The sequence below is a fragment of the Taklimakanibacter deserti genome, assembly GCA_003574785.1.
Map to the genome: position 1 here is coordinate 448,469 of QORU01000004.1, position 20,173 is coordinate 468,641.

24 protein-coding genes are annotated in these 20,173 nt (G+C 62.8%); 13 read left to right on the forward strand and 11 right to left on the reverse strand.

Translation table 11 applies throughout. The annotated features are described in order from the left end of the window. Window positions 1–2: 2 nt before the first annotated feature. Window positions 3–422 (reverse strand): secondary thiamine-phosphate synthase enzyme YjbQ, encoded by a 420-nt coding sequence (locus DS839_RS10760; protein ID WP_368911474.1) that lies wholly within the window; start codon window positions 420–422, stop codon window positions 3–5. 57 nt (window positions 423–479) lie between these two features. Here DS839_RS10760 and DS839_RS10765 point away from each other — a divergent pair, with 57 nt between their 5' ends. Further along, the gene (locus tag DS839_RS10765) at window positions 480–941 is read left to right on the forward strand and encodes a baeRF12 domain-containing protein (protein ID WP_119270299.1); all 462 of its coding nucleotides are present in this window, start codon (window positions 480–482) and stop codon (window positions 939–941) included. A 76-nt stretch (window positions 942–1,017) separates the two neighbouring features. Here DS839_RS10765 and DS839_RS10770 read toward each other — a convergent pair whose 3' ends face one another. After that, complete coding sequence (locus tag DS839_RS10770) at window positions 1,018–1,218, reverse strand: hypothetical protein (RefSeq protein ID WP_119270300.1); 201 nt, start codon at window positions 1,216–1,218, stop codon at window positions 1,018–1,020. 57 nt (window positions 1,219–1,275) lie between these two features. Further along, complete coding sequence (locus tag DS839_RS10775; protein ID WP_119270301.1) at window positions 1,276–1,578, reverse strand: HlyU family transcriptional regulator; 303 nt, start codon at window positions 1,576–1,578, stop codon at window positions 1,276–1,278. Window positions 1,579–1,766: 188 nt separating this feature from the next. Here DS839_RS10775 and DS839_RS10780 point away from each other — a divergent pair, with 188 nt between their 5' ends. The 4 genes from DS839_RS10780 to DS839_RS10795 all read left to right on the forward strand — a co-directional run bounded on the left by DS839_RS10780 (window position 1,767) and on the right by DS839_RS10795 (window position 4,894). Further along, window positions 1,767–2,018 (forward strand): type II toxin-antitoxin system ParD family antitoxin, encoded by a 252-nt coding sequence (locus tag DS839_RS10780; RefSeq protein WP_119270302.1) that lies wholly within the window; start codon window positions 1,767–1,769, stop codon window positions 2,016–2,018. A gap of 4 nt (window positions 2,019–2,022) precedes the next feature. Next, on the forward strand, window positions 2,023–2,355 hold the full coding sequence (locus tag DS839_RS10785) for a hypothetical protein (RefSeq protein ID WP_119270303.1): 333 nt from the start codon (window positions 2,023–2,025) through the stop codon (window positions 2,353–2,355). A 34-nt stretch (window positions 2,356–2,389) separates the two neighbouring features. Next, window positions 2,390–3,244: a hypothetical protein gene (locus tag DS839_RS10790; protein WP_119270304.1), complete on the forward strand. Its 855-nt coding sequence runs from the start codon at window positions 2,390–2,392 to the stop codon at window positions 3,242–3,244. Between the two features lie 243 nt (window positions 3,245–3,487). Next, the gene (locus DS839_RS10795; RefSeq protein ID WP_119270305.1) at window positions 3,488–4,894 is read left to right on the forward strand and encodes a hypothetical protein; all 1,407 of its coding nucleotides are present in this window, start codon (window positions 3,488–3,490) and stop codon (window positions 4,892–4,894) included. Here the strand turns inward: DS839_RS10795 and DS839_RS10800 are convergent. The 5 genes from DS839_RS10800 to DS839_RS10820 all read right to left on the reverse strand — a co-directional run bounded on the left by DS839_RS10800 (window position 4,788) and on the right by DS839_RS10820 (window position 11,354). Continuing rightward, complete coding sequence (locus DS839_RS10800) at window positions 4,788–5,258, reverse strand: MbtH family protein (protein ID WP_119270306.1); 471 nt, start codon at window positions 5,256–5,258, stop codon at window positions 4,788–4,790. The genes DS839_RS10795 and DS839_RS10800 overlap by 107 nt on opposite strands. Window positions 5,259–5,455: 197 nt before the next feature. Beyond that, a complete protein-coding gene (rpoD, locus tag DS839_RS10805) occupies window positions 5,456–7,525 on the reverse strand; it encodes an RNA polymerase sigma factor RpoD (RefSeq protein ID WP_368911476.1) in 2,070 nt (689 codons plus the stop codon). A 154-nt stretch (window positions 7,526–7,679) separates the two neighbouring features. Continuing rightward, window positions 7,680–9,641 (reverse strand): DNA primase, encoded by a 1,962-nt coding sequence (gene dnaG, locus DS839_RS10810; protein WP_119270308.1) that lies wholly within the window; start codon window positions 9,639–9,641, stop codon window positions 7,680–7,682. A 239-nt stretch (window positions 9,642–9,880) separates the two neighbouring features. Then, the gene (locus DS839_RS10815) at window positions 9,881–10,474 is read right to left on the reverse strand and encodes a DUF4126 domain-containing protein (protein WP_119270376.1); all 594 of its coding nucleotides are present in this window, start codon (window positions 10,472–10,474) and stop codon (window positions 9,881–9,883) included. Window positions 10,475–10,577: 103 nt separating this feature from the next. Further along, the gene (locus DS839_RS10820) at window positions 10,578–11,354 is read right to left on the reverse strand and encodes an N-acyl homoserine lactonase family protein (RefSeq protein WP_368911477.1); all 777 of its coding nucleotides are present in this window, start codon (window positions 11,352–11,354) and stop codon (window positions 10,578–10,580) included. A gap of 146 nt (window positions 11,355–11,500) precedes the next feature. Between DS839_RS10820 and DS839_RS10825 the strand changes: the two genes are divergently transcribed. The 6 genes from DS839_RS10825 to DS839_RS10850 all read left to right on the forward strand — a co-directional run bounded on the left by DS839_RS10825 (window position 11,501) and on the right by DS839_RS10850 (window position 16,028). Further along, complete coding sequence (locus DS839_RS10825) at window positions 11,501–12,199, forward strand: class I SAM-dependent methyltransferase (RefSeq protein ID WP_162918435.1); 699 nt, start codon at window positions 11,501–11,503, stop codon at window positions 12,197–12,199. After that, on the forward strand, window positions 12,196–13,092 hold the full coding sequence (locus DS839_RS10830) for a DMT family transporter (protein WP_119270310.1): 897 nt from the start codon (window positions 12,196–12,198) through the stop codon (window positions 13,090–13,092). The genes DS839_RS10825 and DS839_RS10830 overlap by 4 nt, the downstream gene beginning before the upstream one ends. Before the next feature lie 34 nt (window positions 13,093–13,126). After that, window positions 13,127–13,546 carry an organic hydroperoxide resistance protein gene (locus DS839_RS10835; RefSeq protein ID WP_119270311.1) on the forward strand — a complete coding sequence of 140 codons (420 nt, stop codon included), beginning with the start codon at window positions 13,127–13,129 and terminating at the stop codon, window positions 13,544–13,546. Window positions 13,547–13,796: 250 nt separating this feature from the next. Next, the gene (locus DS839_RS10840) at window positions 13,797–14,456 is read left to right on the forward strand and encodes an orotidine 5'-phosphate decarboxylase / HUMPS family protein (RefSeq protein ID WP_162918436.1); all 660 of its coding nucleotides are present in this window, start codon (window positions 13,797–13,799) and stop codon (window positions 14,454–14,456) included. Continuing rightward, window positions 14,441–14,947: an SIS domain-containing protein gene (locus DS839_RS10845; protein WP_162918437.1), complete on the forward strand. Its 507-nt coding sequence runs from the start codon at window positions 14,441–14,443 to the stop codon at window positions 14,945–14,947. Before DS839_RS10840 ends, DS839_RS10845 begins: the two co-directional genes overlap by 16 nt. Window positions 14,948–15,137: 190 nt before the next feature. Continuing rightward, window positions 15,138–16,028, forward strand: a complete 891-nt coding sequence (locus DS839_RS10850) for a PfkB family carbohydrate kinase (protein WP_119270314.1) — start codon at window positions 15,138–15,140, stop codon at window positions 16,026–16,028. Between the two features lie 209 nt (window positions 16,029–16,237). On the opposite strand, the gene DS839_RS10855 is transcribed toward DS839_RS10850, so the two are convergent. After that, window positions 16,238–16,699 carry a GatB/YqeY domain-containing protein gene (locus DS839_RS10855; protein WP_119270315.1) on the reverse strand — a complete coding sequence of 154 codons (462 nt, stop codon included), beginning with the start codon at window positions 16,697–16,699 and terminating at the stop codon, window positions 16,238–16,240. A gap of 115 nt (window positions 16,700–16,814) precedes the next feature. Here DS839_RS10855 and carA point away from each other — a divergent pair, with 115 nt between their 5' ends. Continuing rightward, on the forward strand, window positions 16,815–18,050 hold the full coding sequence (gene carA, locus DS839_RS10860; RefSeq protein WP_119270316.1) for a glutamine-hydrolyzing carbamoyl-phosphate synthase small subunit: 1,236 nt from the start codon (window positions 16,815–16,817) through the stop codon (window positions 18,048–18,050). A gap of 43 nt (window positions 18,051–18,093) precedes the next feature. Continuing rightward, window positions 18,094–19,089, forward strand: coding sequence for a CorA family divalent cation transporter (locus tag DS839_RS10865; protein WP_119270317.1), 996 nt, complete (start codon window positions 18,094–18,096; stop codon window positions 19,087–19,089). Here the strand turns inward: DS839_RS10865 and DS839_RS10870 are convergent. Both DS839_RS10870 and DS839_RS10875 read right to left on the reverse strand, forming a co-directional pair. Beyond that, entirely contained in the window at window positions 19,086–19,679 is a 594-nt protein-coding gene (locus DS839_RS10870; RefSeq protein ID WP_119270318.1) for an SCO family protein, read from the reverse strand. The two genes, DS839_RS10865 and DS839_RS10870, sit on opposite strands and share 4 nt — an antisense overlap. 1 nt (window position 19,680) lies before the next feature. Next, entirely contained in the window at window positions 19,681–20,160 is a 480-nt protein-coding gene (locus tag DS839_RS10875; protein ID WP_119270319.1) for a copper chaperone PCu(A)C, read from the reverse strand. Window positions 20,161–20,173: the final 13 nt, after the last annotated feature.

The following is a 20,173-nucleotide window of genomic DNA, read 5'->3' on the forward strand; positions in this document are numbered from 1 at the left end:
TGTTATTCCCCGAGGAGATGCAGCAGGATCTGGCGCCGGTGCGGCCGGTCGCGATGCTCGAACAGATAGATGCCTTGCCAGGTCCCGAGCGCGAGTTGGCCGTTTGCAACAGGAATGGTGAGCGACACTTGCGTCAAAGCCGTTCTTATATGGGCCGGCATGTCGTCAGGGCCTTCACTCCTATGGCTGATCCAGGCGGCATTTTCCGGCACGACGCGGCGGAAGAATTCGACGAGGTCGCGGCGTACGTCCGGATCCGCATTCTCCTGGATGAGCAGCGAGGCCGATGTGTGCTGCACGAAGAGCGTGAGCTGGCCGATGACGATGCCGCTTTTCTCAATGAAATACTGTACGTCGCGGGTGACCTCGTAGAGGCCCTGCCCTCGCGTTGCGACGCTGATCTCGTCCTGGAGCTGGCGCATGCCGGAAACCATCCTGAGCTTCACGCGTTATTCTCGGCTATCGACGGGAGGATGTGAATGGCTACGGACCGTGTAAACCACAAGGATTGGGTTGTCGTGACCGATGGCGGGCGGGCGCTCGTGCTCCGCAATGACGGCGATGCGGGCAATCTGCTGCTCACCGTCTTGCGCAAATATGACCAGAACGTGCCGCCGACGCGTGATCTCGGCACCGACAAGCCCGGCCGCACCCATGCGCGCGTCGGGCCCGGCCGTTCATCGATGGAGCCGACCGACTTCCATCAGCAGGAAGAGGATCGCCTGATGGCGGAAGTCGCCGCCGATCTCGCCGAGGATCTGCGGCGGCAGAAATTCTCGACCCTCGTCGTCGCCGCCGCGCCCGCGGCCCTCGGCGCCTTGCGCAAGGCGATGAGCGCTGAGTTGCGCAAAGCCGTCGTCGCCGAGCTGCCCAAGGATTTCACCAACATGAATCTGGTAAAGCTCGGCCTCGCTTTGAGCCAGGCCTTGGAAGCCGCCTAAAACCCTCGCCCCGCTTGAGCGGAGAGGGAGGGGCCCATTGCGCAGCAATGGGAGGGTGAGGGGCCAATCGCCAGATTCACACCGGCTGCCGCCCCCCGGCCGTGAACCCCAGATAGGCTAGGAACCCGGCGATGAGCGCCGCGATCCAGCTCGGCCAGACGGGCATGATCTCGCCGCCGACCGCGATCTCGAAGCCGCTGATGGCGCGCAGGAGCTGCAGCAGCGCGATGATGGCGAAGATGGCGGCGGCCAGGCGCGAATAATGCTGGGCGGTCATGCGAGCCTCCTGTAACGCGGGATCCGACTAGGCACGGCCCTTCTAAGGCGGGCGACCTTAGCCCTTGCCGAACATCCTTTCGCCCTGCTCGTCGATGATCTGGCGGCCTTTCGACAGAGAGAGGTCGGCCGCCTCCTCGATCGTCGAGAACCGGTCGGCGCGGACGAACTTGTATTCCTTCATCTCGCCTTCGATCTCCTTCACGATCGTGCCGGCCGTCTGATACTGGCCGCCATCCTTGTAGGGCGTCGCGCGGATGATGAAGCCCTTGTGCTCGGCTTCCTTGGCGGTGGCGGCGGGACCGCCCGACGCCTCTTCCTTACTGCCGCCAAGACCGAAGAGCGATTTGAGAAAGGACATGGGATTCCTCGTGATTGATGGGCCGCAGATTGGACCATGGGAGCCCTCCTTGCAATCTTCTTGAAGTGGTCGGGTTCGAGCCCCGAATGGCCTCACCGCGTCCAAGATCGCCGGTCATAGCGATACATGCATTGCCTCGACGACCGAGCCGTGCCACCAATAGATTCCGTCGCTGAGGATACGCAGCAATGAAAAGCACTTCGGTTGTGCTCGGCAAGGCGCAGATGGCTTTCATAAGGAGGCAGGTGCGCAAAGGGCGCTTTAGCTCGGCGAGCGAGGCCGTGCGCGCTGGTCTGGAATTGCTCCAAAAGCAGGACCTTCGGATGAAGCAGCTGCGCGCAGCATTGCGTGAAGGTGAAATGAGCGACGAACCTGTATCCTTCGATATAGAGGGATTCATTGCAAAGAAGAAAGCCGCCGCACGAAAACCACGGGCATGATCTGATGACGGGCGACATCGAGGCTGAAGGCGAGCGCTTTCTGAAGGAATTCAGCACCGGCGATGCGGCCGCGCGCAGCGCGCTTCGTCCGAAGGGCCAGGAACTGGCGCAGCGCATCCATTCCGCCGCCGTCCATCTCGGTATGGCCAAGGCGACCGAATTCTCGCCCCACATCCCCAGGCTGTTTCTCCTCGCCGCCAAGATCGCCTTCCTGGCCTTTGGCGCCGGCGCGCCCGAACTCGAGCCTTTCGAGCGCGACGTCCGCTACTATGCCAATTTCCACCCGCCCGATCCCATCGTCGCCGCTTATGATGCCTTCACGCGGACGACGCCGTGACGGCGGCAAACGCTTGCCCTTGACTGGAGCTTCCATGCGCCGATTTCTCGCCGTCCTCCTCTGCATCCTATTGGCAGGCATCGCTCAGACGGCTTCTGCCCGCGAGCAGTCGGACGCGCCCGATATCGAGATCATCGGCTTCTCGCCCGATGGTCGCTATTTCGCCTATGAGCAATATGGCTTCGACCTGGCGGCGGGCGCGCTCGACGCGGCGGTCTTCGTCGTCGATCGCCGGACCAACAAACAGGCCAAGGGCTTTCCCTTCGGCTTCATCGCCAGCGAGCTCGACGATGACGGCGAGCCTTTGCGGGTCGGCGGCCATGACATCGATCTCAAGAAGCTTCAGACTGAGGATGGTGATCCCGATCTCGCCAAGATCAGGAAGCGCGTGCGCGAAAAGGCGGCAAAGAAGCTCGCGGTGCTCCATATCGGCGCCCAGGGCCGCAGGATTGCCGGCCTGCCCATGACCCAGCGCTCGACCTTGGGCGATAAGGCGACGCCGCTCAAATTCGTCGTCTGGCCCACCATACCGAGCGCCATTCCCGACCAGCAACTCGTCTACAGCATTGATGCGACGGTGAAGGACACGATCGAGGATTGCGTCAATGCCGCGCCGCCCAAGCGCGACGTGCCGGTCACGTTCGAGATCATTGCCGAGCGCACATATCCCGAGACCAAGACCGTGGCGAAGAAGGAACACGCTTTCCCGATGCCGCTCGCCAAGGATGATTGCCCGGCCGGCATCTGGATCAGCGACATCATCGCACCGCCTGATGTGGCCGGCGAGAAACCGGTGCTGATGATCGTCTTCCTCGGCACGGCATGGTCATCCGCCGCCGACAGCGCCCGATATCACGCCACCTTCATCGAGATGCCGGAAGGGGAGTAAGCCTGACTGGACCGGCTATTGCCTTGGCGGCAAGAAAACCAGTTGTCATAACGTCAAATTTGCGTCATCTTGAGTGTGGCTCAAAAAACCGCTCGATAGCTCTGGTCTACACGAGTGGCAGCAGCCGAGACCTTTCGCTGAGGTTATATTGAACCTCGTCAAGAGAGGTATGGGCGGAAGCGCCTTGGGCGCTTTCGCCTCTCTTTTGCCGGGCCCGGAACGATGAGCTAGGCGATCTCCTTCATGCTGGTGCACGCTCAATTTCCGATCGTCGACTTTCGCTCATTCTCCGAACGCATACGCCTGCCGACGCCCGGATGGCCCGCGCCATTGCCCTATGAAGAGTTCATACGCGGCGCCGGGACCATCCAGCAAAGACCGTCGGGCGGGCTTTCGGGATGGATCGCCGAGGACAAATATTGCGACGTACGCCGCGCCCTCCGCCTCGACGTGAGCAAATTGCAACGGGATGGTCTTCCCCCGTTCCGGCTCGCCGTCGCCTTTCGCCGGTTCTATTTCGACGGCGTTGCGGTCGGAAAACTGGAGGTCGGCTTTTCATTGGAGAAGCTCCAGTCCGCGCCGCCCCTCGAAAAGCTGCTGGACGCCCTGATGAAGCTGCCGACGCGCATCCCGGCGCCCGTCCATGCCCCCAAACCCGCGACCCATCCTCCGGTCGAAGCTCCCCTCCTCGACGCCGGCGACGCCTTCGCGAAATTCTATGTCTGGACGACGACGAAGCATGGCGAGGCGGTGAACGATGACGATGTTTGCGCCGGCCCGCTGAGCATCTTCGTCACCGCGCCGGCCTCGGAGCTCGGATCCAATGACCTGCCGAAGATCGCGCGCCGCATCGAGCTCAAGGAGCCGGGCCTCGATCTTTACCACTGGTGGGACCGGGCGAGCGGTCAGCAGATCCATATCTGGGCATGCCTTCATCAGGCAACCGTGGAAGATTCGAAACTGCGCAATCTTCGCGTCTATCTGCTTCGGATGAACGCCGAGAGCCATGCCTTGAGCCGAGTGCTGAAGGCCATTGCCAAGGATGAGATCGCGCCGGCCGCGCAGACGCCTCCTGGCCAGATGCTGCAAGCCTATCTCAACAACGCGACCAGGAACATTCTCGGCCTCACCGCCAAGACCCGCCAGTTCGCGCAGGATGAAACCTTGCTGGCGCAGATCGCTCTCGTTACCGAGAGCGTCTTCTCCAAGGCCGAGCGCGATGCATTGCGGACGAAAATGGAGCAGCTGTCCTACCGCAAGAATATCGTCGGCAAGGCGCTCGATTATGCGAACCAGGATGAGCTGCCGCCGGGACATGGGCCGGAGCGGCCGGTCGTCAATATCTCACTGATCCACAACTTGGTGATCAACATGAACCAGCAAACATCCGCCATTCTCGCCTTCATTTTCGGGGTGATCTTCGTGGCCGTTCTCTTGGCGGTCAACATCCTCATTCCCAACCCGACGCCTACTCAATATGAGACGTTCCGCATCATCCTCGCTCTGGCTGCCGGAGGCGTCGGCGCAATGATCCCTGGGATACTCAACTTGAAGATGAGCACCGGCTCGAATTTTCTGCTGCGCGCCGGCGGCGCCCTCGCGGTCTTCGTGATCGTCTATTTCTTCCAGCCCGGCCTGCCTCCGACGTAACCATCCAGCTGTTGGCCTTCGCGCGCTCTTCTGGATTGGACGAGCTTCCCTCTCCCGGGAGTTTGCTCTCGTCGGGTTGTCGGTCGGGCGTCCCGGCTTCATCGCCCTGCAACGCGGTGCGTAGGCTCTTCGGCCGCATGTCGGTCCAGTTGCCGTCGATGAAGTCGAGGCAAGCTCGGCGACTGTCCGCCGGGTGAACGATCCGCCGCCCGGCCGGAACATCAATATGAGCCGGCCAGAGCGAATACTGCTCCTCCTCGTTCAGCAATACGAGAAACGTGCCGCTTTCACCGTCGAAGGGGTTGGTCGTGAGACTTCCGCATCGGTCGGTTCGCGCCCCAATATGAAGCGCCGACCGAGCCATGTGTCTTGTCGGAGTGATTTCGGGCTTAAGCCAGCTCAGCCTCAGTCGGCTGTTCGACCCAATAGGACATCACAACCGCGTATTCGTCGGCAACAATGAGCGGATGGGGCGCGCCCGGAGTGATCGCGGGCCACTCCTCGATCTGGATGACCGTGTCTTTCCCGACAGGATAGATTTTTGTCCTCCTGTGGCGAAACTCAGTTATCCAGGAAGCTCCTGAGCTTCCGGCTCCGGCTCGGATGCTTGAGCTTGCGCAGCGCCTTGGCTTCGATCTGGCGGATGCGTTCGCGGGTCACCGAGAACTGCTGGCCGACTTCTTCGAGCGTGTGATCGGTGTTCATGCCGATGCCGAAGCGCATGCGCAGCACGCGCTCTTCGCGCGGCGTGAGCGAGGCCAGCACGCGGGTGGTCGTCTCGCGCAAGTTCGCCTGGATCGCCGCATCGATCGGCAGGATGGCGTTCTTGTCCTCGATGAAGTCGCCGAGATGCGAGTCTTCCTCATCACCCACCGGCGTCTCGAGCGAGATCGGCTCCTTGGCGATCTTCATCACCTTGCGCACCTTCTCGAGCGGCATCGAGAGTTTTTCCGCCAGCTCCTCCGGCGTCGGCTCGCGGCCGATCTCATGCATCATCTGGCGCGACGTACGCACGATCTTGTTGATCGTCTCGATCATATGCACCGGGATGCGGATGGTGCGCGCCTGGTCGGCGATCGAGCGGGTGATCGCCTGCCTTATCCACCAAGTGGCATAGGTCGAGAATTTGTAGCCGCGGCGATATTCGAATTTGTCGACCGCCTTCATCAGGCCGATATTGCCTTCCTGGATGAGGTCCAGGAACTGCAAACCGCGATTGGTGTATTTCTTGGCGATCGAGATCACGAGCCTGAGGTTCGCCTCGACCATTTCCTTCTTGGCGATGCGCGCCTCGCGCTCGCCCTTCTGCACCATGGCGACGATGCGGCGGAATTCCGGGATCTGCAGGCCCGTGGCGGTGGCGAGCTCGTGGATCTCCTCGCGGATGACGCGGATCGATTCCTTCTCGTCATTGGCGAATTTCTTCCAGCCGAACTTGGCGAGCCGGCCGACGCGGCGCAGCCATTCGGGATTGAGCTCCTCGCCCTGATACTCCTTCAGGAACACATCGCGCGGCACCTTGTAGGTCTCGGCGAGGCGCATCAGGCGCCCCTCGAGAGCGTTGAGGCGCTTGTTGATGTCATAGAGCTGATCGACGAGCGCCTCGATGCGCGCATTGTTGAGCGACAGCGACTTCACATCGACGATGATCTCGTCGCGCAATTTCTTGTAGCGGCGCTCCTGCGAGGGCGACAAGGCGGTCTTGTCGCCGACCTCTTGATCCTGCAGCTTGCGCAGCGACTTGTAGGTCTTGGCGATGCGGTCGAAGGTCTCGAGAACCTGGGGCTTGAGCTCGGCTTCCATGGCCGAGAGCGAGACGCCCGGATCATCGTCGCCTTCGTCGTCCTCTTCCTCGACCTGCGGTTTGTCGAAATCCTCCGGCGACAGCACATCGCCATATTCATCGTCGCGGCGCATGGCGCGGCGCGGCTCGGGCTTCTTGATCGGCTCCGGCTTCTTGGGCTCGGCGAGCTTCTCGTCCGACATCACCGGCTGCTTGTTCTTGGCATCGGGGCCGGCATAGGTCGCTTCGAGATCGATGATGTCGCGGAGCAGGATCTTGCCTTCATTGAGCTCGTCGCGCCAGATGATGATCGCCTGGAAGGTGAGCGGGCTTTCGCACAAGCCCTGGATCATCGCCTCGCGGCCGGCCTCGATGCGCTTGGCGATGGCGATCTCGCCCTCGCGCGACAAGAGCTCGACCTGGCCCATCTCGCGCAGATACATGCGCACCGGATCGTCGGTGCGGTCGGCCGGCGTCTTCTCGGCCTCGACCTTGATGGGGAGGTTCTCGGAAGGCTCGGCCTCTTCTTCCTTGGCGGTCTTGGCGGTGTCGTTGCCCTCTTCCTCGCTCTCGACGACATTGATGCCCATTTCGTTGAGCATCGACATGATGTCTTCGATCTGCTCGGGGCTCGTCTCGTCCGAGGGGAGGACGGAATTGAGCTCGTCCAGCGTGACGTAGCCGCGCTGCTTGGCGGCCCGGATCATGCGCTTCACGGCCGCATCGGTCAGATCGAGAACGGGGGAATCCTGGCCCTCGCCCGGGGTTTCCTGGGCTTCCTGCTCTTCAGCCGGCGGCGGAGCTTCGTTCTCTTCGTTCTGCGGTTCGCGCATCTGGGCTCGGGCCATGCGTCGCCTATCCTTCTCGTCTCAACTGATTCGGGGGCCGTCTGCGGTTTTATCCGCCGGCCCCTTAACCTGTTCCTAACCGTACCGGCACGGGGGTCAGGAAAAGCTCGATGCCGGTCTTCCTCACCATACGCGCCACGACCAAATGTCTGCCCTAGAGTGGGGTCGCATCGCGCCCCGAGGCCTCGCCGAAGCCCTCGACATGGGCTTCCATTCCGGCGTGAGACGCTAGCTCTTCGCGTATCTGGTTGAGCACGCTGAGCTTTTCCTCCGTCGGATCGGCGGCGAATTGGGCCTCGGCAGCTTGCAGCTCCCGATCAAGGGTCACGCTTTTCCTATGCAGGGCGAACATCTGACGAAGCGCTGTCCGGGCGTCCGCAGACGCAGCACCGGGGTTCAGGAACCATTCGTTCAGACGTACCGCCTGACTTTCAAGGCGGGCCAAAACCGGCCCAAAACCTTGATCGTTCAAGTGGTCCTTGACAGCCGATCCGTCAAGACCCTCCGCCAAGGCGGCCATATCTATGATTTGCCGCTTGAGCGAGTCAAGTTCGGGGGAAGAGAACTCCGCTGCGGCATAATCGTCCAGAAAATCGTGCAGAAGCTCGGGGTGGTTGACGATCCCTAGGAGTAAAAGCCGCTCCCGGCGTTCCTGCTCCTGCTGGCGGCTGCGCTGCGCCAGGGGACTGGCCCTGAGCGCCTGGCTGGGCGGTGCCGAATAATCATGCGGCAAGGGCCTCGCCCGGGGTCCGCGCCGTGCCTTGATCATCGGCTTGGCGGGCGAGAAATTCGACCGGCCGCGGCCGAAGCCGCGCAAGGAGGGCCCGCCCTGCGGCGCCAGGTGCCGGGCGAGCCGCGCCTTTAAGTCCTCCCCATAATAGCGCCGCACCGTCTCATCGCCGATCTCGCGCACCAGGCTCGACAGCCTCACCTCGAAGGATGCCCGTCCGTCCGGCGTGTCGATGCGCGCCTGATCGGCCTCGCGGTTCCACAGGATGTCGGCGAGCGGCCGCGCCTCGGCGATCACCGCCTTGACCGCATCGGCCCCGCTCGTCTTGAGGAGATCGTCCGGGTCCTGGCCCTCCGGCAGGAGCGCGAATTTGAGCGAATGGCCGGGCTTGAGCAGCGGCAGAGCGAGGTCGAGGGCGCGATAGGCGGCCTTGAGTCCGGCCTCGTCGCCATCGAAGCAGAGCGTCGGCTCGGGCGCGATGCGCCACAGCAGCGCCAGCTGGTCGCTGGTCAGCGCCGTGCCGAGCGGCGCCACTACATGGCCGAGCCCCGCGCGATGCAGCGCGATCGCATCCATATAGCCTTCGACCGCGATGATCTCGCCCGACTGGTGGGCGAGCGCGCGCGCTTTGTCGAGATTGTAGAGGACGAAGCCTTTATGAAAGAGCGTCGTCTCTGGAGAATTCAAGTATTTGGCGAGCGCGTCCTTGGAAAGCGCCCGGCCGCCAAAGGCGATCACCCTTCCACGCGGATCGCGGATCGGGAAGATCACCCGGTCGCGGAAGCGGTCATAGGCGACGGGCACGTCGTCGCCGCTGACGACGAGGCCCGCTTCCGCCATCTGCTCGACGGTGACGCCCTTGTCGGCAAGCCTGGTGCGCAAAGCCGAGCGGTCGTCCGGCGCATAGCCTAGACGGAACTCCTGCTGGATGGCGACGGAGAGGCCACGGTCGGCCAGATAGCCGCGCGCTTTGGCGCCCTTGGCGCTCTGCAGCATCTCCTCGAAGAATTTCGCCGCGAGCTCCATCACGTCATAGAGCGTGGTCCTGAGCTTCTCGCGCCGCTCGTCCTCTTCCGAGATTTGCGGCATGGGAAGGCCCGCTTCCTGGGCCAGGCGCTCGACCGCTTCCGGGAAGCTCACCCCTTCCTTCTCGGTCAGGAAGGTGAAGATGTCGCCCGAGGCCTTGCAGCCGAAGCAGTGATAGCGGCCCTTGCGGTCATCGACATGGAAGGAAGCCGTCTTCTCATTGTGGAAGGGGCAGCAGGCCCAGAAATCGCCGCGCCCGAAATTGGATTTGCGCCGGTCCCATTGCACCCGCTTCCCCACGACGGACGAAGCCGACACGCGGGCGCGGATCTCATCGAGGAACGTGGGCGGAAATCTCATGGTCCGGTCTAACAACCACAAAAGCCGAAAGTGGGCTTTATCTCAAAAGCCGAATCAACAGGCTTTCAACAGATAATAACGACGACCTAAGGGTGAAAACTTGGCTTTCTGCTCCAATCCGTCACCCCGGCGAAAGCCGGGGCCCATTAAATTGGTGATGTCAGAGCAGCACCACCCGGTTGTTCCTATTCAGGGGGCCCCGGCTTTCGCCGGGGTGACGTTAGGATTTAGTAGCCAAATCAGCCCGTTCCCTGGGTTTCTGCCTTGGGCGCCCGCCGCAACAGCCTCCGGATCGTCCTCACGGCAAACCAGCAGAACAGGACGACGAGGCCCACGGCCACGAAGGGCACGGACAGCGCCAGGAGCGAGATGAGCGTCGCCCCGCCGAGCTCCCCCGTGGCGATCACCGGATTGCCGAGCCCGCCGGTGAACACCGTGGAATTGGCTCGGATGAGCGTGGTGACGCCTTGCGTGATGCCGGCGGCACCGCCGCCCGCAATGACGGCCGCCGTCCATTTGATGAGCGGCGGCAGGTCGGCCATCACCGCGGCCGAGACGAGCGTCCCGGCGATGAGCGCCGCCGGCGTCGCGATCGTATCGAGCAGGTTGTCGACGCCCGGAATATAGTAAGCCAGCACCTCGGCCAGGGCCGCGACGCCCAGCATGATGACGGCAGCGGGCGTGCCGATCCATGAGAAGCCGTCGCTCACCGGAATATAGCCGCCATAGGTGGCGATGCTGGTGACGAGCAGCGGCAGGAAGACCCTGAAACCCGTGGCCGCCGCGAGCCCGACGCCCAGCGCGACCGACATGGCGAGATCAAACGGTGTCATGGCCATCGCTCCATAATTCAAGCGATTATATAGGCAATCACCCGCTGAATCCCGCAAGATTTATGGGGAGCTTGCGTCCCGCGCTCCCCGATGGCCACCGACCCTATTCGACCCATTGCGGCGCATGCGGGATGGTCGCGCATTGCACAGTGTCATGATTGATCCACAGCTGCGCGCCTTCCGACCTGATGATCCCATCGATCTTGTCCATGGAGGCTCTGGTCTGTCCGGCGTCGAAGTTGAATTCCGGCACGCGCCGATGGACGAAGTTGCTCTCGAAATGCGCGACATCGCCGCTCAGGATGATCGTGCCCGATTTGGGCAGACGCACGCCGAGCGACGAGTGGCCCGGCGTATGCCCCGGCGTTGAAATGAGGCGGATCGATCCGTCGCCGAATACGTCATGGTCGCCCTCGACGATCTCCGTCGGATTGTCGCGCAGCGTTTTGTAGAGCTCAGGCGAGAAGCCGTATTCCTCGAAATCGGGACCGAACATCGCCTCATATTCCTTCCTTTGCACGATCCACTTCGCTTTCGGAAACAACCTCGTATTTCCGACATGATCGAAATGAGCATGCGACAGCATCAGCAACGAGACGTCACCGGGATCGACGCCGATCTCCGCGAGCTGGGACATGAGCGTTCGCGTCACGACGCCGCGAATGCCATGGGCAATGATTTTGCCGCCCGGCATAGTCACGAGCTCATCGCCCGTGCCTGTGTCCCACAGGATCCATTGGCCGGCGCGGCGAATGAGATAGGCGTTGCAGCTGAGGCTGAGGGGCTTGCCGACATCGATGCCCGGTGAATAGATGGAGGCGTCGGCAACTTCCGCAATCCCTCCGTCGAGATCATAGATTCGTTCGACTGCTGTCACCACGATCGGTCTCCTCTCTTCACATCAATGCCATGCGCGGTTTGTCGGTACCAGACCACGGCCGGCCGCGCGCTATGCGCCGCGCGCATGGTATCCGCGCGAGGCTCTGCTCTGGCGCCCGGACGATGGGTCTGCGAGCATCCCGCTCAATGGAAAGACCCGATTGGTATTATGACGATCTGAAGCAGGTCGGCACCGACTTCGCCGATGCGCAGGAAGTCGCGACCTATGACGAGCGTCAGAACGACTCGGCTGAGGACGCAGCGCTTCTCGAAAGGCTCGGGCTCGAGGCTTCCGCTGCGCTCGCCGACATCGGCTGCGGCACCGGCCTTCTTGCTTGCGCTGCGGCGAAGATCGCTCGCGCGGTGCATGCCATCGACATATCGCTTCCCATGCTCAAGGCCACGCGCCGGCGCGCCGAGGCCCTGCGGCTCACCAACATTACGACCGAGCAGGCGGGCTTCTTGTCCTTCGCGGCGCCCGAGGCGAGCCTCGATGTCATCACCACGAAATTCGCTTTGCATCATCTGCCCGATCGGTGGAAAGGTGTCGCGCTCGATCGCATGGCCAGGGCATTGAAACCCGGCGGCACCCTCTTCATCCGCGACGTCGTCTTCTCCTGCCGCCCGGCCGAACTGCCCCAAACCGCCGAAGCCTGGATCGCCTGGATGCTCGCCAATACCGGCTATGACCGCGCGACCGTCGCCTGTCATTTGCGCGATGAGCATTCGACCTATGGCTGGATCATGGAAGGCCTCATCAGGCAGGCCGGTTTCGATCTCCTGTCGGCCGAATATTCGAACGGCGTCTATGCCGATTATCTGGCCCGGAAGCCCCGTCCCCAATGAACAGCCCGTCACCGCCCGCGGGGCGGCCGCTCTGGCTTGTGCTGGCGCCATTGATCTTCCTCGTTCTGTGGTCGGGCGGCTTCAGCGTCGCCAAGCTCGGCATCAGGCATGCCGAGCCTCTAACCTTCCTGGCGCTGCGCTATGTCATCGTGCTCATCATCCTCGCCCCCTTCGCCATCGCCCTCAAGCCGCAATGGCCGCGCACGCCGACGCAATGGTTCCACATCGCGATGGTGGGTTTTCTGATCCAAGCCATCTATTTCGGCCTGTCCTATCTCGCCTTCTACGCCAAGGCCTCGTCGGGCACCGTCGCCATCATCGTCTGCCTGCAGCCGATCCTGGTCGGCCTCGCCGCACCCTATTTCGCGCGCGAGCGGGTGAGCGGCTTGCGCTGGATCGGGCTCATTCTGGGTCTCGCGGGTGCGGCGATCGTGATCCTCGCCCAGTCCGCGATCAAGGCCGAGACGACCTTCGGAATCCTCTGCGCCTTTGGGGCGCTTCTCGGCATCACGGCCGGCACCTTGTGGGAGAAGCGCTTCGGCGCCAATCATCATCCGATCGTGTCGAACATGATCCAATATGTGACCGGACTCGCCGGCACCTTGCCTCTGACCCTTGCCACCGAGAGTATGCATGTCGATTGGAGCTCGCCCGAACTTCTGGCCGCGCTCGCTTATCTCGTCATCGGCAATTCACTGATCTCGATGACTTTGCTTCTGGCGATGATCCGCGCCGGCGAGGTGTCGCGCGTCTCGTCGCTGTTCTATCTCGTGCCGCCGGTCGCCACGCTGATGGCCTGGCCGCTGCTCGGCGAGACGATGGCGCCGCTCGCCTGGCTCGGCATGGCTGTCGCGGCGGCAGGGGTCGCGATTGCGAGCCGCAAGGCGGCGTGAGATAGTTCCGGACTTAACCAAGGAGGCTTGTCAGATGAAAGTTCTTTACACCGCACATGGAAGCGCAACCGGCGGACGCGACGGCCAAGGCCGCACCGATGACGGCAAGGTCGATGTCAAGCTGACACTGCCGAAGGAAATGGGTGGATCGGGCACCGGCACCAATCCGGAGCAGCTGTTCTCGGTCGGCTATTCCGCCTGCTATCTGGGCGCGCTCAAATTCGTCGCCGGCAAGGAGAAGGTCAAGATCTCGGACGACGCCAAGGTGTCGGCCAATGTCAGCATCGGCGAGCGCGACGACAAGCAGGGCTTTGGCCTCAGCGTGGCGCTCGACGTGAGCCTCCCCGGCGTCGACAAGGCCAAGGCCGAGGACCTCGTCAAGAAGGCCCATGTCGTGTGCCCCTATAGCCACTCGATCAAGGGCAATGTCCAGGTCACGACCAAGGTCGTGTGATCAGATCCCCTCTCCCCCGCCCCCAAATCCCCCCTCTCCCGTTGCGAAGCAATGGGAGAGGGTGCCCGAAGGGCGGGTGAGGGCTCTTTGTTTCAGCAAGGAATACTCGTCGAGATCAGAGCGCGTTGTGCGAAAGAGCCCTCATCCGGCCTTCGGCCACCTTCTCCCACGCTACGCGCAGGAGAAGGGAAATAATAGTGAGGGCTCCATACCCGCTGTTTCTCTGTGCCAACACCGGTAGGACATCATCGTGCTCTTGCAAATCGCCTTCGACAAACCGGAGCACCTCGCTCTCCTGCCCCAGGTGAAGCCCTTCGCCGACATCATCGAGATCGGCACGCCGGTGCTGAAGCGCTTCGGCATCTCGGCCATCGCGACGGCGCGCGAGCTGTGCCCCGATGTCATGGTGCTGGCCGACACCAAGACCGTCGATGGCGGCGCGCTCGAGGCCGACATGGTGTTCGGCGCCGGCGCCGCCTTCATGACCGTCCTTTCTTGCGCCTCGAAGGCGACGCATGAGACGGTCGGCAAGCGGGCCGAAGCTTTCGGCGCCACCGTCATCGTCGATACGATCACCGAATCGGGCAAAGCAGAGCTTCTGCCGCAGGATGCCGTCTTCCCGAAAAGCTTCGGCTATGTCGCCGTTCATTCGCCGACCGATGCCCGTCTCGCCGGCAACAGATCGACATCGCATATCGATGCCGTGAGGGAGATGCACGCGCGCGGTTTCCGCGTCTCGCTCGCCGGCGGCATCGGCCCCGATACGCTTTCCTCCGTCATCGCGGTCGAACCGGAGATCGTCGTCGTCGGCACGGCGATCACGGAATCGTCCAGTCCCAAAGAGGTGTCCCAATGGATTCGCGAGAGATTGCCCAATCCCGGCCGTGGCTGGCCGTGGGACAGGAAATAGCCGACCTCCTGGCGCGCATAGACCGCCACGCCTTCGCCCAAGTCGTCGATGCCTTCAGCGACCCGGCGCAACGCTGGTTCTTCTCAGGGCAAGGCCGCTCCGGCCTCGTCGCCCAGATGGCGGCGATGCGCTTCATGCATCTCGGGCGCCAGGTGCATTTTGTCGGCGAAGTGTCGGCGCCCTCGATCCGCAAGGGCGATGCGCTCCTCGTCATCTCAGGGAGCGGTGAGACGCCGGTCAGCGTCGGCTTCGCCCGCATCGCCAGGGCGGAAAGCGCCACGGTGGTGACGCTGACGCACAAGCCCAAGGCGACGCTGGCCCAGATCGCCGATGTCGTCCTTCCCGTGCCGGTCGAGGAGACCCGTCAATTCGGCGGCAGCCTGTTCGAGCAATCCTGCCTGCTCCTGCTCGACGGCGTCATATTGAGCCTCGCCGGCGACATGCCGGATGCCCACGGCGTGATGCTTCATCGCCACACCAACCTGCAGTGAGCCTATGGCGCGCACGTGTCTCAAATTTTCCCCTCTCCCGTTGCGAAGCAATGGGAGAGGGTGCCCGAAGGGCGGGTGAGGGCTCTTTGTTTCAGCAAGGAATACTCGTTGAGATCAGAGCACATTGGGCGAAAGAGCCCTCATCCGGGCTTCGGCCACCTTCTCCCACGCTGCGCGCGGGAGAAGGGAAATGACTGAGATACTGCGCACCGTCAGCATTGGCGACGGCATCATCGATGCGGTCGAGCTCGAAGACGGCACCGTCGAATATCTCCCGGGCGGTGCGGCGCTCAATCTTGCCGTCGGCCTGGTGCGATTGGGCCTCGCCTCCGGGCTCGTGACGCGCTTCGGGAGCGATCGCTACGGCGCCCTGATCCAGCGCCATCTGCGCCAAGAGAAGGTCACGGTCCTCAATCCGCCCAATGTCGATTTCACCGGCGTCGCCTTCTCGCGCCGCCGCAACGGCGAGCCTTTTTACGAATTCTCAAGCCAGATGTTCCGCCGCCGCATCGTCTTCACGAGCGCGGTGATGGCGGCGATCGAGGCCGCCGATGCGGTCGCGGTCAATTCATTCCCTTTCGACGATCACCGGCAGACTGAAGCGCTGGTCGCAGCACTCGCCAAGGCGAAAGGGCTCATCGTCGTCGATCCCAATCCGCGCCTGAGCCTCATTGCCGACATGGCGGCCTATTGCAATGGCGCCGAGACCGCGATGGCTCGCGCCACGCTCGTCAAGCTGAGCGATGAGGATATGGCCCTCTTCTATGGCGGCGACCGGAAGAAGACAGTGGCCCGGCTCTTCGGTCTCGGCATCGAAACCCTGTTGCTCACCCATGGCGCCGGAGGGGCGAGCCTTCACACCAGGTCCGGCCTCTCCGTCGCCGTGGACATCGCCCGGCAGGCGAAGCCCCTCGTCGACACGATGGGCGCCGGCGATGCGACGCTCGCCACGGTGATCGCCTTCATTCTGCAGGAGGGCATGCCACGGGAGGAAGGCGACTGGCGCCACTGTCTCGACAAGGCCATGCAGGTCGCGGCGGCGACCTGCGCCCATGCCGGCGGCGGGCTGATCCTGCCTTAGGGCTTGCAATCGTGGGCCAGATCGTGAGATTTGGGAAATCTCAGTATGGGATGGCGCGTCCCGGACTCGATCGCGCCGCCGGCCAGCGGCGCTGGAAAATTCCCTGCTCCGCAAGCTTCCAGGAACCTAACCCATTGATATTGCTCAGGGTGGATTTTTTTCGCGAAATTCCCTGATAATCCCTGATAATCCCTGATATGGCGGCCCGGTCAGGCGCCGAGCAGGCCCTTGATCACGGCCCCGGCCTTGCCGAAATCCATCTGGCCTGAATATTTCGCTTTGAGCGCGCCCATGACCTTGCCCATGTCCTTGACCGAGGTGGCGCCGACGTCCTTGATCACCGCGGCGATGACCGATTTCACTTCCTCGTCCGAGAGCTGCTTCGGCATGTAGCCCTGGATGATCTGGATCTCTTCGCGCTCCTGGGTCGCAAGCTCGTCGCGCCCGGCCTTCTCGTAGATTTCGAGGCTCTCCTGGCGCTGCTTGACCATCTTGGCCAGCACTTCGACGATCTGGGCGTCATTCACCCCGGCATCGGGCCCGGCCGTGCGGTTCAGGATGTCGCGGTCCTTGATGGCGGAATTGACGAGCCGGAGCGTCGAAACCCGCCTTTTGTCGCCCGATTTCATCGCCTCTTTCAGGCTGTCATTGATCTGGTCACGCAAACCCATGGGAATTTCCTTGCCGATGAAAGGGGTTGAGATACGCCCGGACGGGCGGCCATGCAACCTTGACGGACCGAAACCAGCCCCATAAGAGAACGCAAATTCAGGAGATCATGAGTCCATGGCGAAGAAAACCCCTGCCCGGCCGGTGAAACCGAGGGCGGTGAAGAAATCTGCGCGCCCGTCCTTTTCCGACTGGGAAGCGCCGCGCGTCACCGGTCTCCTTGTGCTCGCCGACGGCACCGTCATCGAAGGCTTTGGCTTCGGCGCCGAGGGCGAGGCCGTGGGCGAAGTGTGCTTCAACACCGCGATGACCGGCTATCAGGAGATCCTGACCGATCCCTCCTATGCCGGCCAGATCGTCACTTTCACCTTCCCGCATATCGGCAATGTCGGCACCAATGAGGACGACATCGAGACGACCAATCTTGCCGCAACGTCGGGCGTGCGCGGCTGTGTCGTCAAGGCCTCCGTCACCGATCCCGCCAATTACAGGAGCCACCGCCATTTCAGCCAGTGGCTCAAGGCGCGGGGCATCGTCGGGCTTGGCGGTATCGACACCAGGGCGCTCACCAATCTCATCCGCGAGAAAGGCATGCCCAACGGCGTCATCGCTCATCATGCCAGGGGCCATTTCGACCTCAAGAAGCTCAAAGCGATGGCGGCTGAATGGCCGGGCCTCGTCGGCATGGATCTCGCCAAGGACGTCTCGCTCACTCAGCGCATGGCGTGGGACGAGACGACCTGGGACTGGAGAGCGGGCTATGGCCGGGGCAATGGCGCCAGATACAAGGTCGTTGCGGTCGATTATGGGCTCAAGCGCAACATCCTGCGCTGCCTCACCACGGTCGGTTGCGAGGTGACGGTGGTGCCGGCGACCGCGCTGGCCGACGACATTCTCGCCATGAATCCCGATGGCATCTTTCTCTCGAACGGTCCCGGCGACCCCGCGGCGACCGGCGAATATGCGGTGCCCGAGATCAAGAAGCTCGTCTCTTCCGGCAAGCCCGTCTTCGGCATCTGCCTCGGCCATCAGATGCTGGCGCTGGCGCTCGGCGCCAAGACCCAGAAGATGCATCAGGGCCATCACGGCGCCAATCACCCGGTGAAGGATTTTACCACCGGCAAGGTCGAGATCACCTCGATGAATCACGGCTTCACCGTCGATCGCGCGACATTGCCGCAAGGCGTCGTCGAGACCCATGTCTCTTTGTTCGATGGCTCCAATTGCGGCATCGCCGTCGAAGGCAAGCCGATCTTCTCGGTGCAGTATCATCCGGAAGCCTCGCCAGGCCCCCAGGACAGCCACTATCTCTTCAAGCGCTTCGTCGAGCAGATGGACAAGGCGAAGGGCTGAGCGCCTTCACACAACTGTCACATTCGCATGTCCTTCAAGGGCCATGCCGGAATCCGTATCGCACCTTGTCTCGCCTGACGACGTTCCGGGTTTCGTCTGCGCCTATCGCTTCGCCGCTGACGGGACGGCAAGAAAGCTGACAGAGCAGGACATCGATCCGCAGCTCACATCGTCTGCCGACGAGTGGCTGTGGCTGCATCTCAATTTCATCGACCAGCGCTGCGCCCGCTGGCTGGCGCGCTCAGGGAAACTCACGGCGCTCGCCATCGACTTCATCGAGCATGTCCCCGCCTACCAGACGATCGACAGCTTCGAGCGCGAGACCGTCGGCAGCGTCGCCGAACTGCGCCGCGACTTCACCGGCGAGACGCATGAGGCCTGCCGTCTGCATTTCCTCCTGGCCGACGGTCTTCTCGTCACCTTGCGCGCCAAGCCGGTGCGCTCGGCCGAGCTGATCCGGCGCCAGCTCGATGCCGGCCGGCGCTTCGCGGGGCCGGCGCAATTGCTGCTCGCCTTCTTCTCTCACTATGCGCAAGGGATCGAGTCCGTGCTGCATGACCTCGCCGCCGAGATCGAGCTCATCGAGGACCGCGTGCTCGACGACCGCGTCAGCGACGAGCGACGGCGCGCCGTGATCGTGCGTCGGGAAGCAGCGATGCTGCATCGCCAGCAGAGGAGCTTGCGGCGCGTGCTGATGGAGGCGGCGCGTGGCACACCCGCCTTCCCTGCCGATCTCACCGACCTGCTCGACCTCCATCTCCATCTCGATCAGGAATTCGAGCAGATCGAGCACCGCGCCCGTCTCTTTCATGACGAGATCGACGCCAAGCTTGCCGCCGAGACCAACCGGCAGCTCTACCGGCTCTCCGTCCTCACCGCCCTTTTTCTACCACCGGCGTTCGTCGCCGGGCTCTTCGGCATGAATCTCGATGGCCTGCCCTGGACCGGCGTCCCGCATGGCTTCTGGCTGGCGACGGCGACGGCAATCCTGTCCTCCGTCGCCACCTGGCTGTTCCTGCGCTATGTCGACCGCGGTTAGCCTTCCTTGAGAAGGCGCCTGAGCTTCGCCAGCCGCACCTCGGGCTTCTCCTCGAAGTCGAGCGTGCCGAAGAACCGGCCTTGACGATCCATGAGATAAACGAGCGCCGTATGGTTCATCGTATAGTCGCCATCCTCGGTCCTGACCTTCTCATAGAAGACGCGATAGCTCTTGGCGATCTCCGGCAATTGCTCGAGGGAAGGCCGCAAGCCCACGATGCGCGGATCGAAGCTCGTCAGATAGCTCTTGAGGAACGCCGTCGTATCGCGCTCAGGGTCGACGGTGATGAAGAACACCTTGAGGTCCTTTGCCTCACTCCCAAGCTTGCCGAGCGCGCTCGACATCTCATAGAGCGTCGTCGGACAGACGTCGGGGCAATGGGTGAAGCCGAAGAACACCGCGAAGGGTTGCCCCTTCAATGTCTCGCTGTCGACCGTATCGCCCGAGGAGGCGGCGAGCTTGAACGGCCCGCCGATCGCCGCCGGCGCGATGGCGATTGCGTTCTGGCGATCGAGATAGACATAGGCCGCAGCGCTCACGGTGGCGATGGCGACGAGCGCCCAGAGGATGATGCGCAAAGGCTTGAGCATGTCACATCTCTCCGTGATCGTCGCCGCCCATCGGCTCGACCGCGAACTCGACCGGCACCTCGCCTGCCTTTTCGAAAGTCAGCACCGCCGTGAAGCTCTGGCCTTCCGCCGGCAGCGTCTTGAGGCCCATGAACATCACATGGTTCGACTTCGACTTAAGCTCGACCGTTTGTCCGGCCGGGATGGCGAGGCCGCCCGCAAGCTCGAACATCTTCATGATGCCGTTCTCGATCTTCATGCCGTGAATCTGGATCTTCCCGGCGACCTCGGCGCTGATCGCGACCAGCCGGTCGTCTTCCTTTCCTTCATTGGTGATCTTGAGGAAACCCGCGGCGACCTTGGCGCCCGCGGGCGGCTTGGGCGTCCAGGGATGGGCGATGACGAGAGCGCCCGCTTTATAGTCATGCGCATGAGCGGCGGTCGCCATGAGGGCCGCACCGGTGAGCACGATGGCGACGATGAATTCCTTGCTGAGTCTCATGAGAAGAGGTCCT